The organism is Geobacillus sp. Manikaran-105, assembly GCF_002809955.1.
In the GTDB taxonomy this organism is placed as follows: domain Bacteria; phylum Bacillota; class Bacilli; order Bacillales; family Anoxybacillaceae; genus Geobacillus; species Geobacillus thermophilus.
Genome location: NZ_PIJG01000005.1, coordinates 76,071 through 89,892, shown reverse-complemented (window position 1 = coordinate 89,892; position 13,822 = coordinate 76,071). Strand labels below are relative to the sequence as shown.

18 protein-coding genes are annotated in these 13,822 nt (G+C 53.1%); 9 read left to right on the top strand and 9 right to left on the bottom strand.

Features of this window, described 5'->3' with window-relative positions; translation table 11 throughout:
- Positions 1-148: 148 nt before the first annotated feature.
- The 5 genes from CV945_RS03010 to CV945_RS02990 form a co-directional block, all read right to left on the bottom strand.
- Positions 149-394 (bottom strand): YrhC family protein, encoded by a 246-nt coding sequence (locus CV945_RS03010; protein WP_044743315.1) that lies wholly within the window; start codon positions 392-394, stop codon positions 149-151.
- A gap of 62 nt (positions 395-456) precedes the next feature.
- Positions 457-1,590: a bifunctional cystathionine gamma-lyase/homocysteine desulfhydrase gene (locus tag CV945_RS03005; RefSeq protein ID WP_033011952.1), complete on the bottom strand. Its 1,134-nt coding sequence runs from the start codon at positions 1,588-1,590 to the stop codon at positions 457-459.
- Position 1,591: 1 nt separating this feature from the next.
- Positions 1,592-2,515: a PLP-dependent cysteine synthase family protein gene (locus tag CV945_RS03000; RefSeq protein WP_033011950.1), complete on the bottom strand. Its 924-nt coding sequence runs from the start codon at positions 2,513-2,515 to the stop codon at positions 1,592-1,594.
- A 57-nt stretch (positions 2,516-2,572) separates the two neighbouring features.
- Positions 2,573-3,277 (bottom strand): 5'-methylthioadenosine/S-adenosylhomocysteine nucleosidase, encoded by a 705-nt coding sequence (gene mtnN, locus CV945_RS02995; RefSeq protein WP_094238999.1) that lies wholly within the window; start codon positions 3,275-3,277, stop codon positions 2,573-2,575.
- 14 nt (positions 3,278-3,291) lie between these two features.
- Positions 3,292-3,939, bottom strand: coding sequence for a class I SAM-dependent methyltransferase (locus tag CV945_RS02990; protein ID WP_100659098.1), 648 nt, complete (start codon positions 3,937-3,939; stop codon positions 3,292-3,294).
- 647 nt (positions 3,940-4,586) lie between these two features.
- Between CV945_RS02990 and CV945_RS02985 the strand changes: the two genes are divergently transcribed.
- The 4 genes from CV945_RS02985 (at position 4,587) to ytvI (ending at position 7,171) form a co-directional block, all read left to right on the top strand.
- Positions 4,587-4,730, top strand: a complete 144-nt coding sequence (locus CV945_RS02985; protein WP_100659097.1) for a YrzI family small protein — start codon at positions 4,587-4,589, stop codon at positions 4,728-4,730.
- Positions 4,731-4,898: 168 nt separating this feature from the next.
- Entirely contained in the window at positions 4,899-5,054 is a 156-nt protein-coding gene (locus CV945_RS16995; RefSeq protein ID WP_157807503.1) for a hypothetical protein, read from the top strand.
- Between the two features lie 218 nt (positions 5,055-5,272).
- Positions 5,273-5,986 (top strand): RNA polymerase sporulation sigma factor SigK, encoded by a 714-nt coding sequence (gene sigK, locus CV945_RS02975; RefSeq protein WP_100659096.1) that lies wholly within the window; start codon positions 5,273-5,275, stop codon positions 5,984-5,986.
- A 159-nt stretch (positions 5,987-6,145) separates the two neighbouring features.
- On the top strand, positions 6,146-7,171 hold the full coding sequence (gene ytvI, locus CV945_RS02970) for a sporulation integral membrane protein YtvI (RefSeq protein WP_100659095.1): 1,026 nt from the start codon (positions 6,146-6,148) through the stop codon (positions 7,169-7,171).
- Between the two features lie 132 nt (positions 7,172-7,303).
- Here the strand turns inward: ytvI and motB are convergent, their stop codons facing one another.
- The 3 genes from motB to pssA form a co-directional block, all read right to left on the bottom strand.
- Positions 7,304-8,098, bottom strand: a complete 795-nt coding sequence (gene motB / locus CV945_RS02965; protein ID WP_100659094.1) for a flagellar motor protein MotB — start codon at positions 8,096-8,098, stop codon at positions 7,304-7,306.
- The gene (gene motA / locus CV945_RS02960; RefSeq protein WP_033011958.1) at positions 8,091-8,888 is read right to left on the bottom strand and encodes a flagellar motor stator protein MotA; all 798 of its coding nucleotides are present in this window, start codon (positions 8,886-8,888) and stop codon (positions 8,091-8,093) included. Before motA ends, motB begins: the two co-directional genes overlap by 8 nt.
- A gap of 174 nt (positions 8,889-9,062) precedes the next feature.
- Positions 9,063-9,602: a CDP-diacylglycerol--serine O-phosphatidyltransferase gene (gene pssA / locus CV945_RS02955; protein ID WP_014196390.1), complete on the bottom strand. Its 540-nt coding sequence runs from the start codon at positions 9,600-9,602 to the stop codon at positions 9,063-9,065.
- Positions 9,603-9,724: 122 nt separating this feature from the next.
- Between pssA and CV945_RS02950 the strand changes: the two genes are divergently transcribed.
- Entirely contained in the window at positions 9,725-10,504 is a 780-nt protein-coding gene (locus CV945_RS02950; RefSeq protein WP_033011959.1) for a phosphatidylserine decarboxylase, read from the top strand.
- Between the two features lie 49 nt (positions 10,505-10,553).
- Here the strand turns inward: CV945_RS02950 and sda are convergent, their stop codons facing one another.
- Positions 10,554-10,694 carry a sporulation histidine kinase inhibitor Sda gene (sda, locus tag CV945_RS02945; protein ID WP_033011961.1) on the bottom strand — a complete coding sequence of 47 codons (141 nt, stop codon included), beginning with the start codon at positions 10,692-10,694 and terminating at the stop codon, positions 10,554-10,556.
- 340 nt (positions 10,695-11,034) lie between these two features.
- On the opposite strand from sda, the gene CV945_RS02940 reads away from it, so the two are divergent.
- The 4 genes from CV945_RS02940 to yhbY are packed head-to-tail and all read left to right on the top strand — an operon-like array spanning position 11,035 to position 13,809.
- Entirely contained in the window at positions 11,035-11,550 is a 516-nt protein-coding gene (locus CV945_RS02940) for a YqeG family HAD IIIA-type phosphatase (RefSeq protein WP_033011962.1), read from the top strand.
- A 2-nt stretch (positions 11,551-11,552) separates the two neighbouring features.
- Positions 11,553-12,662, top strand: coding sequence for a ribosome biogenesis GTPase YqeH (yqeH, locus tag CV945_RS02935; protein WP_100659102.1), 1,110 nt, complete (start codon positions 11,553-11,555; stop codon positions 12,660-12,662).
- 19 nt (positions 12,663-12,681) lie between these two features.
- Positions 12,682-13,512 carry a shikimate dehydrogenase gene (aroE, locus tag CV945_RS02930; RefSeq protein WP_095859687.1) on the top strand — a complete coding sequence of 277 codons (831 nt, stop codon included), beginning with the start codon at positions 12,682-12,684 and terminating at the stop codon, positions 13,510-13,512.
- A 3-nt stretch (positions 13,513-13,515) separates the two neighbouring features.
- Positions 13,516-13,809: a ribosome assembly RNA-binding protein YhbY gene (yhbY, locus tag CV945_RS02925; RefSeq protein ID WP_033014727.1), complete on the top strand. Its 294-nt coding sequence runs from the start codon at positions 13,516-13,518 to the stop codon at positions 13,807-13,809.
- Positions 13,810-13,822 lie beyond the last annotated feature (13 nt).

Here is a 13,822-nt window from a genome sequence, read left to right as displayed (position 1 = left end):
CATGATGGTAGGTATTGTTTGACACCCCTGCATCATACCAAGAGGGCTTTTTTTGATCAAGTCCCCGGAAAAGCTCCTAACGGGAATGCTCCTTTCTTCATTATCGCCAATCATAAGCGCAATGACGCTTTTCGTCGAGCCCCATTGATCATTCAAACCGGTCTTCCTCTTCCTCCAAGCGGCGGGCGCAAACGGCGGAGCGACGTGAACAGTACAAAGCCGCCATGAAACAGCCTCCAACCATCAGCAAGGCGAACGGTTTTTTCGCTGCCTCAAGCGCTCCCGGGATGATCGTCCCTAAATAGAAAAACACACCGAGCGAGAACAAGACAAGGCTGTACATCTTGAAATCGCCCGCCTTCGCCCGCAGCTCGTCTCGTTGCTGCTCGTTCAAGCCCGATCCCTCCTCTCCCCTTTCACTGTATCATACATGAACGGAAGGGAGGAGCGGCAATTTCAGCCAAGCGCCTGCGCCAAATCGTCGAGCAAATCGTTCACATCCTCAAGCCCGACGGACAGGCGGATGAGTCCGTCTGTAATACCGAGCTGTTCGCGCCTCTCTTTCGGAATCGAGGCGTGCGTCATTTTCCCCGGCAGCGAAATTAAACTTTCGACCGCCCCTAAGCTTTCGGCAAGCGTAAAGTAGCGTACGCGCGACAGCACGTTCTCCGCGCGCTCCAAGCTGCCGACATCAAACGAAATCATGCCGCCGAATCCACGCATTTGTTGTTTGGCCAGCTCATGGTTCGGATGATTTGGAAGGCCTGGATAATAGACGCGGGCAACGGACGTATGCTCGGCCAAAAAGGCGGCAATGGCGCGCGCGTTTCGTTCATGCTCTTCCATCCGCACGCCAAGCGTTTTGATCCCGCGCATAAGCAGCCACGAGTCTTGCGGGCCGAGCACGCCTCCGGTTGAATTTTGCACATAATGGAGCCGTTCGGCAAGCTCCGGCGTGCGGACAACCGCCAACCCGGCGACGACGTCGCTATGGCCGCCTAAATATTTCGTCGCGCTGTGGATGACGATATCGGCGCCAAGCGCAAGCGGTGTTTGAAAGTACGGAGTGGAAAACGTATTATCGACGATCAACAGCAGCCCGCGAGCACGGGCAATGGCGGCGGCGGCTTGCAAGTCAGTGATTTTCAAAAGCGGATTCGTCGGCGTTTCAACGTAAATCGCCTTCGTGTTTGGGCGAATATGCGCTTCAATGTTGGCGACATCGCTCGTGTCGACGAACGTCGCCTCAAGCCCGAACCGGTTCAGCACGTTCGTCATGACGCGGTACGTGCCGCCATAGACGTCGTCGGTCAGCACGATATGGTCGCCGTTTTGAAACAGCATCATGACAGCCGTAATGGCGGCCATGCCGGAAGCAAACGCAAACCCGGCTTCGCCGCCTTCAAGGTCGGCAATGAGCTTTTCGAGCGCCGCGCGCGTCGGATTGCCGGTGCGCGAGTATTCAAACCCTTTATGTTTGCCGACTTCCTCTTGTTTGTACGTGCTCACTTGATAAATTGGGACCGACACCGCCCCAGTGTACGGGTCGCCTGCGATGCCGCCATGGATGAGCATCGTCTTTCGTCTCATCTTATCGCCCACCTTCGTAAATGTTTTTGCTTAAATATCGCTCGCTCCCGTCGGGGAAAATGACAACGATGTTCGTCCCGGGCTTCGCTTGTTCCGCCTCGAGCAAAGCGGCATGAAACGCGGCGCCGGACGAGCTGCCGACAAGCAGCCCTTCCCGCCTTGCCAGCTCGCTGACGCGGCGGAAAGCGTCGTCGTCGGAAATCGTGTAAATAGCGTCAAAATACTCCGGATCCATAAACGGCGGCAAAAACTCCATGCCGATTCCTTCGGTTCGGTGCGGCCCCGGCTCGCCTCCGCCTAAAATGGATCCTTCCGGCTCAACGATGACCGTTTTAATGGCCGGATTTTTTTCTTTTAAAAACGTCGCCGTCCCCATGAACGTGCCGCCCGAACCAGCGCCGGCAACAAAAACGTCGATTTGTCCGCCCAAGTCGTCCCACAACTCCGGCCCGAGCGTTTTGTAATACGTCCTTGGGTTGGCCGGGTTTTCGAACTGCTGGGGGCAATAGGCGCCCGGAATCGTGCGGGCGAGCTCTTCGGCTTTGCGAATCGCCCCCTCCATCCCCTCTTCGGTCGGCGTATGGACAATTTGCGCCCCAAGCGCCTTCATCAGCTGCTGCTTTTCAACGCTGAATTTTTCCGGTACGCAAAAAATGACGTTGACGTTCTTGCCGATCGCCGCCAGCGCCAAGCCGATGCCGGTGTTGCCGGCCGTCGGCTCGATGATCGTGCCCCCTTCTTTTAGTTTTCCCGACGCGAACGCCTCCTCGAGCAGCTCTTGCCCGAGCCGGTCTTTAATGCTTCCGCCTGGGTTGAAATACTCGAGCTTCGCAAACAAACGGACGCCTTCCGGCAACGGAAAGCGTGTAATCTCGATGACCGGCGTATGGCCGATTAATTCATGAATGCTTTTTGCTACCCGCATCGTTGGTCACTCCATTCCTCACGCTCATTTGGCGGCGGGACGGCGGCGTTTTGGCGTTTATTTTCGCTTCTGCATGGCGGACAACACAGCCAACACCAGTTGTGCAGAGTGTTTCGCCGCCGTCTCCAAAAACTGTTCAAACGACACATCCGACTCTTGACCGGCAATATCGGACAGCGCCCGAATCACCACAAACGGCGTCCCAAACTGCACGCACACTTGGGCGATGGCGGCTGCCTCCATTTCGACGGCGCACAGCTCCGGAAACTGGCTGCGCACAAATTTGACGCGTTCCGGATCGTTCATAAACGAATCGCCAGTCGCGATCAAACCGACCGCCGCCTGCAAACCGTCAAGCCGCGCTGCTGCCTGCTTCGCCGCCTCAACAAGCGCCCCATCGGCCCGGTAGCGCGCCGGCAAGCCGGGCACTTGCCCGTAGACGTAGCCAAACGCCGTCACATCAACGTCATGGTGGACGACCTCATCGGAAATGACGAGATCGCCGACGCGCAACGACGGCAAAAATCCGCCGGCCGAGCCGGTGTTGATGACGAAATCAGGGCGGAATCGGTCAAGCAAAAGCGTCGTTCCCATCGCCGCATTCACCTTGCCGATGCCGGACTTGAGCAGCACCACCTCGGCACCGTCAAGGCGGCCGGTGGAAAACTCGCATCCGGCGATCACCGTTTCCTCGCGCCCTTCCATGCGTGCGCGCAAAATGGCCACTTCTTCTTCCATTGCTCCAATGATGGCTGCCTTCATCGTTCTCCCTCTTTCTATGTCGGTTGTTTCACCGCCTCCATCACCCAGACGAACGCGTTTTGCTGCGCAAAGGAGACGGAAAAGCCATGGCTGGCAAACAGCGACGCCAATACGTCAAGTGTCGTGTAATATTCGCGCTCGAGATCGTCGGCCAAATCGTGGAAGCCGCGCGCCCGTGCGGCTTCGACAGCTTGGCGGAACGCCTTTTTGTCGCGAAACGCCGTATCGGCAAACACTATTTTACCACCAGTTTGGAGTAGTTGGCTATATTTGCCGAGCGCCTCGTCTTTTTCCTCATCCGTCAAATGGTGAAACGCGTACGTGCTGGCAATGGTGTCGACTGGCTCAGGAGGAACCGGAAATTGCAAAAAATCGCCGTCCATAATGACCGCCCGGCCGCCGAGCTTTTCCGTTGCTTTTTTCCTCATCGGCGCCGACGGCTCGATGCCGTATACCGTTTTGCCGCGCTCTAGCAGCTTTTTCGTCAAATTGCCGGTGCCGACGCCAAATTCAAGCACAACACGGCCGGCTTTATCAGCGACAGTGTTTAAAATGCGATCATAACCGGCAAACACATCGCGGTATTGCTCATCTCCCCCTTCGACTGATCGATCGTATGACTCCGCCCATTGCTCGAACAAATCAAGAAATTCCCTGCCCATATGGCCTCACTCCATAAAGTTTATAATTCCTATAAATATAGTATGCTTTAGGCGATAACCTGCTCCCACTGTACCATAACTTTTTCCGCCGTTCAATGATCGTGCTCGCTGTCATTTGTATTGTTCCCCATCGCCTCTTCCATTGCACGGGTGGATGGAAGCGGGAAAATTTGCTACACTGTCGATGAAAGGAGGGTGTTCCAAAAAGATTGGAACACCCTCTTTCGCTGCTATATATGTGCTTGCTGTTTCTGCTGCACGATCGTTGTGACGATCTTGAAGGCAGGCGGCCTTTTAGGTCAGCCCCCTCATTTTGGTTTCGTCATGCTGCCGTCAAAGGGGAGCTTGTTTTTTATAAAAAATGGTTGACAATGGAAATGTTTTTGGATACAATTACCTTCGTAACGTCATTTCTGAGGGGAGGTCGAAGATCATGACAATGGTGATGTGGTCAACATTCGCGCATTTATTCCAGAAAATGGCTATTCGACCTTCCGCCGACCGGGAATGAACGTGCACCGATGACGAAAAACAGCGATCAGGCCGCAGAAGGGGAGTAGTCTCGCTTTCTGCGGCCTTTTTGCACACTGAGCCGCAGAAGCGCTTTCCTTCTGCGGTTTTTTTGCATGGAAAGGAGGTGGGGAGGCATGACGATCCATTTGTTTTTTCTCACGATCACGATTGAGCGGAGAAAGCCGCGGCAGGGGAACAGGGAAGAGGAGCGGTTCGCGCGTGCAGCCGAGGAGGAGCTTGTTGACCGCAAATGCTTTTTCCATCAACGATTGTTGTAAACATGTTCAGCAATGAAGGATGAAAGGGGAGACGATGTATGTCCATTGTACTCGTATGGCTGGTGACGTGGATAAAGCAAAGGGGAAACTCCACTTGACTCAGTCGAAAGTGCGATCGGTGCTCCGCGCGCTGTTGTTGATCGTCGAATTTCATGAATTGTTCAAAATGTGGCGGAAGCGTTCCCCGTCTTCTTTGGTAAAATAAAAATAAACGAGAAGGCCAAGGAGGGAGCGGGGATGTTCGCCATCGTCACGGCAGTTGTGATTACGGCGTCGATTGCGCTCGTCGTCGCTGCGGAAGTGAGCGCCGAAGCAGGAGTGTAACAAGGCGGGCGCCTGTCTAGGATGGGAGGGGAACAGCAGGCGAGCTGCAACACAAGAAATGAGTGTGTTTGTTCACTGATACGGGTGGCACGTTTGCCCGCAGCCGGCCTCGTTAAGGGGGTCGGCTGAATTTTTTGTCCAGACACGGACAACAACGCCCCTGCATATACATAACGATAAGGCGGTTTCCGCCGACGACAGCAGGCGGGGGTGAGAGCATGTCCGGCATTTTTTCAGCGTTTGCGTTTTTGTTGAAAGAATTGACGTTTCTCGTCTCGTACATTAAAAACAACGCGTTTCCCCAGCCGTTAAGCGCCAAAGAAGAGGAAAAATACTTGGAGTTAATGGCCAAAGGCGACGAACAAGCCCGCAACCGGCTCATCGAACATAACTTGCGCCTTGTCGCCCATATTGTCAAAAAGTTCGAAAATACGGGAGAAGAAGTGGAAGATTTAATTTCGATCGGGACGATCGGCTTGATCAAGGCGATTGAAAGCTATTCGCCGGGGAAAGGGACGAAGTTGGCCACATATGCGGCCCGATGCATTGAAAACGAAATCTTGATGCATTTGCGTTCACTGAAAAAAACACGCAAGGACGTTTCTCTTCACAAGCCGATCGGCCAAGATAAGGAAGGAAATGAAATCAGCCTGCTCGATATTTTGAAATCCGAAGAGCAAGACATCGTCGACGAAATTCAGCTTAACATGGAGCTTGAGCAAGTGAAACGATACATCAGCGTGCTAGACGAGCGGGAAAAAGAAGTGATCGTCAAGCGGTTTGGACTCGGCCGGCAACGGGAGAAAACGCAGCGTGAAATCGCCAAAGAGCTCGGCATCTCAAGAAGCTACGTCTCGCGCATCGAAAAACGGGCATTAATGAAAATGTTTCATGAGTTTTACCGGCAGGAAAAAGAAAAGCGGCGATCATGAAATTCGGGAATGAGGCAGGCGCCTGACCGGGAAAACAGCGGCTGATCGTTCAGCCGCTGTTTCGCTTTATGCGCAAAAACAGTTGCCGGCCCGCAGTGTGTTCGCTATATTTATAGTGGAACATCATTTTGACAAATCTTGATTAAATGAGGGACGCATGTGAAACGTTGGATCATCATTGCGTTTTTGTCGGCGATCTGTTTATGGCTGCTGCCGTACAGCGTGCCGCTCCTGCTGGCGCTTGCCACCGCCCTCTTGTTGGAGCCGCCTATCCGCCGCCTGCAAGACCAGTATCGGCTGAAGCGCGCGCACGCCGTAACGGCGATTTTTTCACTCTTTTTGGTAATCCTTGGGTTTTCGCTTTATTTTTTAGTTGTCATTTTGGTTCAGCAAGTGATGGCGCTCTCGCAAAACCTTCCGTACGTGCTGAGCGAGGCGACAAAAGTGTTCAACCGCCTCATCGAAACGTGGCGGTCGTATTCAAGTTCGATCCCCCAGGAAATCATTGATTCGCTCGAGCGCGGCGTGCGCACGGTGCAACAGATGCTGCTGTCGTTTGCGACGAATTTGACGCAGTCGCTCGTTCATTATATCACCGCCATCCCGGCGTTTTTCATTCACTTTTTAGTCTATTTGGTCGCATTGTTTCTCATTTCGCTCGACTTGCCGCGAATGAAACAGTCGATCAGCCGCTATTTGTCAGAGCGCACCCGCCAGCGGCTCGGGATGGTCATCGCCCAGCTGAGCAAGGCGGGGATCGGCTTTATTAAAGCGCAATTTTTGCTCAGCCTGGTGACGTTTTTTCTCGCGCTGGCCGGGTTGCTCGTGCTCGGCATTGATTACGCTGCCTTGATGGCGCTCGTCATCGTCATCGTCGACATTTTGCCGATTTTGGGGACCGGCTCAGTGCTTGTTCCGTGGGGCATCATCAGCATGGCGAACGGCGACAATACGCTTGGCGTCGGGCTGATTGTGCTGTTTATCGTCATCACTGTCGTGCGGCGGATCATCGAGCCGAAAGTGTTTTCCACCAATTTGGGCATTTCCCCGCTTGCGGCGCTCGTCAGCGTCTACCTCGGCTTCCAACTGCTTGGCTTTATCGGGCTGTTTGTCGGGCCGGTCGTTGTCATTTTGATCGAGGCGCTTGCCAAGGCCGGGGTAATTAAGTGGACGATCAAGCTTTGATTTTTTCGAATAAAGGTCTTTGCGGACGAAGGAGGAAAAACCGGCGAACCGCCGGTTTTTCTGTTTGGACATGGAAAAGAGAGTTTTGGCAAAGCGACGGCTAAAGAAAACCGCCCGCTGAAGGCGCAGCGGTCACTGAGTGGATGTGGACGAATCATTGACGTCGATGCGCGGCAAAATTAAAATTTCGACACGCCGGTTTTTCATCCGGCCGGCGGCGGTCGTGTTCGTGGCGATCGGCTTGTATTCGCCATATCCTTTGGCGCTGAAATAGCGCGGATCGAGTTGCTTGTTTTCAAGCAGCACTTTCATGAAATTGACGGCGCGCATGACGCTCAGCTCCCAATTGGAAGCAAATTTCTCATTATGAATCGGCACGTTGTCCGTATGGCCGCTGATCATGATATTGCGCGGCGGGTTCATGACGAGCAAAGCGGAGATCTCCGCCGCAAGACGCCGGTCTTTCATGCGTACTTCAGCGCTGCCGGAGTCGAATAAAATGTCATCCAAAATGGTGATGGCAAGCCCTTCATCCGTCAACGATGTCTGCAATTTCCCTGTCAAGTGTTTTTGATGAATATAGCTGTCAATTTTCACTTGGATTTGTTTCAGCTCTTCTTTTTCTCCTTCGTTTATAGACGAAGAAGGAGTCTGAGACTGTTGCTGCTGATTTTGCTGCCGCCCTTTTTCGTCTTCCGCAGGCGGTGTGATCGGTTCAATGGGGCTTTGAAAATCAAACACCCCTGTCCCACCGGCAAAGGCGGTGCTGAAGGCGCGGGCGATTTCTTGAAACTTTTTTTGGTCGATCTGGCTGCTGGCAAACAGAACGATAAACAAGGCGAGAAGCAGCGTAAGCAAATCGGCGTACGGAATCAGCCAAGATTCGTTTATGTGGTCATCGTGTGAGTGCTTTTTTTTCTTAGCCATTGACCGTTTCCCCTTGCGCTTGCGCCAGCGCCTGATGGCGTTCGCTTTCCGGTAAATAGGACGCAAGTTTTTGTTCGATCATGCGCGGGGCTTGTCCTTCCAAAATGGAGAGCACCCCTTCGATCATGATGTAGCGCACTTTTGCTTCTTCTTTTGATTTCCGCCGCAGTTTGTTGGCAAACGGATGCCAAAGCACATAGCCGGTAAAAATCCCAAGCATGGTCGCAACGAACGCAGCGCTGATCGCTTTGCCGAGCTCAGCGATATTTTCCATGTTCCCGAGCGCAGCGATTAAGCCGATGACAGCGCCCAACACCCCAAGCGTCGGCGCATACGTGCCGGCCTGTGTAAAAATGGCGGCGTTCGCCTCGTGCCGCTCTTCCATGGCGGCAATTTCTTCCGTCATCACATCGCGGATGAACTCTTGCGTCTGCCCGTCGATCGCCATGCTGAGCCCGTTGCGCAAAAACGGATCCTCGATGTCATCCAGCTTCGCTTCGAGCGCCAGCAGCCCTTCGCGGCGGGCGATATTCGCCCAATCGACGAACAGCGGAATCAGTTGTTCGACCGTCGGCGTCGTTGATTCCGTGAAAATGACTTTGAAAAGCTTTGGCACTTTTTTAATTTCGTGCGTCGGAAAGGCGATGACGACCGCTGCCGCCGTCCCGACGAGAATGATGAGGATGGCGGCCGGATTGATCAATACAGCAGGCGAAACGCCCTTAAAGTACATGCCCAGCCCGACGGCAATGACACCAAGGATGATGCCGATGACCGATGTTTTGTCCAAATGAATCCCCCCGCTTTTTCCATACGAACGATCTACGCCATTGGGCGTTTTTATGAAGAAACCATATTTATCATATACTGAATATAGGAGGTTGAAAAGGGAAAAAGGTGTGACATGAGACGCAAAAAGCCGCCCGCTCCATTAGGATGACGGAAAGGGCAGCTCCGATGATCATCATATTTTTTTCAGTTTAAACGTGCCGACCATTAAAAACGATAAAATGAGCGCCAAAAACATAAACGATTGCGGCGGAAAGTACGGAATGGCCAAATAGCCCAACGTCATCAACACTCCGGCAGCCGTGATCGGCAGCCCCGCAAAGTAGCCGTTGTTTTCTGTGATGTTGAAGCGAGCGAGGCGGAAGGCGCCGCAAGCGATGTACAAAACGGTGAATACCGCGCCGGGCGCGCCGAACTCATGGAACAAGCCTTGGTACATCAGCAAGGCGGGAGCGACGCCGAAGGAGACGATGTCGCTCATCGAATCGAGCTGCTTGCCAAGTTCGGATTCAATGTTCATCTTGCGCGCCACAGCGCCGTCAAAGCGATCGACAAACGCTGCTAAAAAAACGAGCAGCACGCTCATATGAAGCTGCCCTTTCAGCGTAGCCAGGACGGAAAAGCCGCCAAGCGACAGGTTTGTCATCGTCAAAATGTTTGCCACGTTTGCTTTCAGTTTTTTTAACGTATAATCTAGATAGTCCGATAAGAACAAGTTTCCCCACTCCTTTTCCAACAGAAAACGCCAAAAGAAAATTCTACTACCATTATACTCATTTTGGCGGTAATATGGAAGGTAGTAACGACTGGACGTTTCATAAATTGGAGGGAACGTGCTTGCGAAAATGGCTGTACCGTTTGTTGATTGAGCTGACCAACCACTCGCTTTCTTCGAAGCTGCTCGCTTCGTTCGCCAAGTCGCGCTTTAGCGCCTGGTTGATACCATCGTATGCGAAGATTTACCATATTAATCAAGAAGAAATGGAAAAAAGCTTAAAAAATTATAAAACGCTGCAGCAACTGTTCGTCCGCCGGCTCAAAGCCGGCGCGAGGCCCGTTGATGACGACGAGTGCACCGTCGTCAGCCCGGTTGATGCAGTGATTGAAGAAATGGGCATCATCCGGGAAAACAGTGAAATCATCGTCAAGGGAAAACCGTATTCGATTGCTGAAATGCTCGGCAGCGCCGAGGCGGCGCAGCCGTATGTGAACGGGTTCTTTTTTATTCTGTATTTAAGCCCGAGCCATTATCACCGCATCCACAGCCCAATATCTGGGATGATCGAGAGGCAGTGGACGCTCGGACGCAAATCGTATCCGGTCAACCGTCTCGGCTTGAAATACGGAAAGCGGCCGCTTGAAAAAAATTATCGCCTTATCACGGAGGTAAAGGCAGGCGGCAAGCGGATGGCGATCGTCAAAATCGGCGCCATGTTCGTCAACAGCATCGAGTTGACCCATACGGGAGAGCAGCTCGTGAAAGGGGAGGAGATGGCGTATTTTTCGTTCGGTTCAACGGTCGTCTTGCTGTTTGAACGCGGAAGTTTCGCCCCTGACCCACGCATCGTTGCGCCGATGCCGGTGAAAGTCGGCGAACGGCTCGGCTATTGGCGCTAGGCGCCGGGATGAAGGCGGCAAACAAAAAAAAAGCCCGAAGGCCTCCGTTTCACGACGACAGCTTGATTTTATGGGTCAATGAGCGGCGCTGGATTTCCTGTTCGATCAATTCGATGAATTCCGGGCTTAAGTTGAGTTCTTTCGCCTTGAAGTACGACTCGATCAACAGTTCATCCGATAAATGTTTCATCGGCGAAGCCCTCCTTTTGAATGGAATGAAATGATGGGTTTATACATATAATGGTAGGTTACTTTCAATGTACCATGATTTGCAAAATAGAACAACCGTTCTGTTATCCACAGGGGATGGTGGATAATGTGTGGAAAACTTGTTTATAAAATAGTGTAGGCATGACCATCACTTTGTGAATGTTGTGGATAACAGTTATCCACAAACCGGGAGGGCGCGGAATTTGTCGAAAACTTTCTGTTCTGCATGTCTGCAGCCGGGCGGCTGCCAAACTTTGTTTTGAAATGAACGGCCAAATTCGCTATCATGGGAAAAGCAAAGACAAAGGCAGGTGAGCGATATGCTTCATTATTTTTTGCCAAGCCAATTTGTGAAGCGCGTCATTGACATTCAGCCGGACGAGCTGAAGAAAAAAGGGGTAAAAGGAATTATCACCGATCTGGACAATACGCTCGTTGAATGGGACCGGCCCAGCGCCACGCCGGAGCTGGCCGCCTGGTTTGAGGCGGTCAAGCGGGCGGGCATTAAGGTTGTGATCGTATCGAATAATAATAAACGACGCGTGCAGTCGTTTGCCGAACCGCTTGGCATTCCGTTCATTTTCGAGGCGCGCAAACCGCTGACGCGCGCATTTTTGCAGGCACTGGCCATGATGGGGCTGAGCAAAGAGGAAGTCGTCGTCATCGGCGATCAGCTGCTGACCGATGTGCTTGGCGGCAACCGCCTTGGATTGAATACGATTTTAGTCGTCCCGGTCGCCCAGACGGACGGATTATGGACGCGCGTTAACCGGAAAATGGAACGGAAAATTTTAAACGCTATGCGGAAAAAAGGGATGATTTATTGGGAGGAATGATCGTGGAGCCACAACTGCGTTGCATCGGCTGCGGGGCGGCCATTCAGTTTGACGATCCGAAAAAGGCGGGCTATGCGCCAAAAAGCGTGCTCGAAAAAGACGAGGAAGAAATCATTTGCCAGCGCTGCTTCCGCCTAAAACATTACAACGAAGTGCAAGACGTGCCGCTTGATGACAGCGATTTTTTAAACATGCTGCACCGCATCGGGGAATCGAAGGCGCTTGTCGTCAACATCGTCGATATTTTTGACTTTAACGGGAGCTTTATTCCAGGATTGCCACGGTTTGCGGCTGACAACCCGATTTTGCTTGTCGGCAACAAAGTTGATTTGCTGCCGAGATCGGTAAAATATCCAAAGCTGTTGCAATGGATGCGCCGCATGGCGGAAGAGCTCGGGCTGCGTCCGGTAGACGTCTGTCTGGTGAGCGCGGCAAAAGGAATCGGCATGGCAAAGGTGATGGAAGCGATCGACCGTTGCCGCGACGGCGGCGATGTGTATGTCGTCGGCTGCACGAATGTCGGCAAGTCGACGTTCATCAATCGGATCATTGAAGAGGCGACCGGCAAAGGGAATGTGATTACCACGTCATATTTCCCGGGGACGACACTCGATATGATCGAAATTCCGCTTGAGGGTGGAGCGACGCTGTATGATACGCCGGGGATCATCAACCATCACCAAATGGCGCACTTTGTTGATGCGCGCGACTTGAAGATCATTACGCCGAAGCGGGAAATCCATCCGCGCGTTTATCAGCTCAACGAAGGGCAGACGCTCTTTTTCGGCGGCTTGGCCCGCCTCGATTACATCAAAGGCGGGCGCCGCTCGTTCGTCTGCTACATGGCCAATGAGTTGACGGTTCATCGGACGAAGTTGGAAAAAGCTGACTCCCTTTATGCCAATCAGCTTGGCGATTTGCTGTCGCCGCCAAACAAACGCTATGCCGCTGAATTTCCGCCGCTTGTGCCGCGGTCGCTGTCTGTGAAGGAGCAGAAGACGGATATCGTCTTTTCCGGACTTGGTTGGGTGACGTGCAACGACCCGGGAGCCCAGCTCGTCGTCCATGCTCCAAAAGGGGTGGATGTATTTATTCGTCAATCGTTGATTTAACGTGATGGGAGGGGAGAATATGGAGAACGTATATGGGCTGCTCGGGTTTCCCGTTGAGCATTCGCTGTCGCCGCTTATGCATAACGACGCGTTTGTCCGCCTCGGAATCCCGGCGCGCTATCACCTATTTTCTGTTCACCCGAAGCAAGTCAGTGAGGCCATCGCCGGCGTGCGGGCGCTCGGCATTGCCGGGGTGAACGTCACCATTCCGCATAAGATGGCGGTTATTCCATTTTTGGATGACATCGACGACCATGCGCGCCGCATCGGGGCGGTAAATACAATCGTCAATGACAACGGCCGGCTCGTCGGCTATAATACGGACGGACCTGGCTACGTCAAGGCGCTCGAGGAGGAAATGGACGTCAGTCTCGACGGCAAGCGGATTTTGCTGATCGGCGCCGGCGGCGGCGCACGCGGCATTTACTTTTCATTGCTGTCGACGGCAGCCAAGCGCATCGATATGACCAACCGGACGGTGGAAAAGGCGGAGCAGCTCGTGCGCGAAGGGGAGGATGGCCGCTCGGCGTATTTTTCACTCGCCGAGGCGGAAACGCGGCTTGACGAATACGATATTATTATCAATACCACTTCTGTCGGCATGCATCCGCGTGTCGAGGCGCAGCCGCTTTCCCTTGAACGGCTGCAGCCGGGGACGATCGTATCGGATATCATTTACAACCCGCTTGAAACGAAGTGGCTGAAGGAAGCGAAAGCACGCGGCGCTCGTGTGCAAAACGGCGTCGGCATGCTCGTGTACCAGGGAGCGCTAGCGTTTGAAAAATGGACCGGCCAATGGCCGGATGTCAACCGGATGAAACAGCTTGTCATCGAAGCGTTAAGGAGGTAACATATGCTGACGGGAAAACAAAAACGGTTTTTGCGGGCGCAAGCTCATCATATCAAGCCGATTTTCCAAGTCGGCAAAGGCGGCGTCACCGAAGAGATGACGAAACAAATTGCCGCAGCGCTGGAGGCGCGCGAACTGTTGAAAGTGAGCGTGTTGCAAAACTGCGAAGAAGACCGCTACACCGTCGCTGAGCAACTGGCAGCCGGGACGGGGGCCGAACTTGTGCAAGTGATCGGCAATACGATCGTCTTATACAAAGAGTCGAAAGAACACAAACAAATCGTTTTGCCTGACTGACAAGCGGCGCGGC